Consider the following 2,050-nt stretch of genomic DNA (forward strand, 5'->3'; position numbering starts at 1 on the left):
CGTCCGCGGGGACGCGGTGCACGGTGAAACCGGCTTACGCGGTACGCAATGATCGGCTCAGCCCACAGCGGCGGGCACGCCCGTGAGACCGCACCCCGGAGCCGTCCGCCCCCACCTGCGCACTCCCAGCGTCAGCAGCTGCCTCGGCCGTCTCCTCCTTCCTGCACGTGAAGCCCCATGTGAGACATGGCCCGCACCAGACGATGACTGTCGGCAAGCCTGCGACGGGCGCCGCAGAGCAAAGCACCGATGTCCCCCCTGTTCAGACCCATCACCGTGGCGGTCTCAGACAGGGAGATACCGATATAGGCATGAAGCACCACGGCATCAGCCATCGCGGGGCGTAGCACGCAATGGGCGCAGGCAGGCCGGCAAGAAGGACACAGTGCGCTGCCGGCAACTTGCTGACGAAGCAGTCCCCATGCCAAAGCGGCGGCGGACGGGCTGCTCAGCGCTGTCGTCCACACGAACGCGATATCGTCGAAGGCGGCACTCACGACGTCCGCAGCCGCGGTGCTCCAGGGGATGCGAGCCTGCGCATAAAGCAGGTAGAGCTCGTGGTAGTTCTCATAGAAGGCCCTGTAGTCCGCACGCCGCGCTACCTCGGTGCGACATGCCGGGGAAGGTGGTATCACGTCCAGCTTCCTTCGCTCGCTGGGACATTCGATGCCTTGCCCCGAGCCCAGGTCCGCGGGTCTAGCCGAGAAGGAAGCCGCCGCGGGGGAAGTGGTGAGGGCTGGCGGAAAAGGTGCAGCGAACGCCGTCCCACAGGTTCCTCAGAAGGCTCGGATCGGTTCGCAGTGCGGTCGCCAAGGCGGCGATGGTGTCCCAAGCGGGCACGCACCGGCCGAGCAGGATGGCTTCGAGCCTGTCCGCTGACACGCCTGTAAGGCTGGCCACCTCATCAAGCGGGGGCTGGCCCGCGGCCAGAAGTATCCCCCGCAGCGCCGCCGCCAGACGGCCCGCCGCCTCCTCGACAGATGCCGGCGGTGGGCTGCTGGCCTGCAGGGACACCTGCCACAAAAAGTGAAGATCCTCGGAATGGCCGCCCAGTTGCTCCACCAGGCTCCGCATCCGGTCCCACGGCAGGATGTCCTTGCCCGCCAACGCGCGGTCCGCCTCGTTGAAGGAAAGCCCGGCGCGCACGGCCGCGGTGGCGACCTGAGCAGCCGAAGCGGTCCCAGGCAGCTGCCGGAGGGCACCGACGAGCATGTCGGTTCCTGAGCCCAACTGCGCCGAGGCCGAAAGGTCTGTCGTCTGGCTGAGCGCCGAGGGGGCAACGTCTTGCGCAAGGCGCCGCACACGCTGCGGATTCCACCGGGCCCGGGCAGACCTTTCGCTTACCCCCGCCGCAGCCGCCAGCTCGGCCCAGCCCTGACCACGCTCCAGGCGTTCCCGCACTGTGTTGCCGACGAGGCACTCCGACAACCGCCCCAAGCGGCTGGCCGTAACCAGTAACTCATCCAAGGGGCCAGACAGTTCTGTGCTGAGCCGGCTGGTGAGCCGGTACATCTCTTCGATCAGCGCAGCAGCAGCAATCTGTCCTCTGTCACCCGCCGAGATCTTCGCTCGATCCCGCCGGCGCTGTGCCTGACGACGACACCGCTCGCTGCAGTACAGCCGAGGCCGGCCGGGCCCCGTGCGCTGAAGAAATTCGTGCCCGCAACCTGCACACCGGGCAGTCAGTGGCGCTTCCACGCCGAACCCTTCCTGCTTCGCGTCTCCCACGCCACAGCCGAGCCGGCTGCGACCTGGAACTGCACTAGTGGCTGGCGGGGCCGAGGGCGCCGCAAGGCGCCTCGGCCCCGCCGGGTGATCAGGTGAGGCTGATCGGGCCGATCTGCACGATGACTTCCACCAAGGGAAAGCCGGGCGTCACAGTGACCTGGCCAGGTGACGTCACCAGGCTGCCGCAGACCGCCAGGAAGGCCAGCAGAATCACGATCAGGACCACAGTCGGCCGCAGCGGCACGGTTTGCAGCGCGGCACTCTGCGGGATACTGATGCAGGTAGCCGCGCGACCATCCACGTAACCGCGGCCTACCGGATT

General features: G+C 67.8%; 3 protein-coding genes. All 3 read right to left on the bottom strand.

What is annotated here, in order from left to right; all coding sequences use genetic code 11:
- Nucleotides 1–131 precede the first annotated feature (131 nt).
- A complete protein-coding gene (locus ABD350_RS37480) occupies nucleotides 132–635 on the bottom strand; it encodes a hypothetical protein (protein ID WP_344353884.1) in 504 nt (167 codons plus the stop codon).
- Between the two features lie 61 nt (nucleotides 636–696).
- Nucleotides 697–1,698 carry a helix-turn-helix domain-containing protein gene (locus ABD350_RS37485; RefSeq protein WP_344353886.1) on the bottom strand — a complete coding sequence of 334 codons (1,002 nt, stop codon included), beginning with the start codon at nucleotides 1,696–1,698 and terminating at the stop codon, nucleotides 697–699.
- Between the two features lie 118 nt (nucleotides 1,699–1,816).
- Nucleotides 1,817–2,050, bottom strand: a 234-nt coding sequence (locus ABD350_RS37490; RefSeq protein WP_344353888.1) for a hypothetical protein, incomplete at its 5' end; no start/stop codon positions are given.

This window comes from Streptomyces nogalater (assembly GCF_039532885.1).
GTDB lineage: Bacteria > Actinomycetota > Actinomycetes > Streptomycetales > Streptomycetaceae > Streptomyces > Streptomyces nogalater.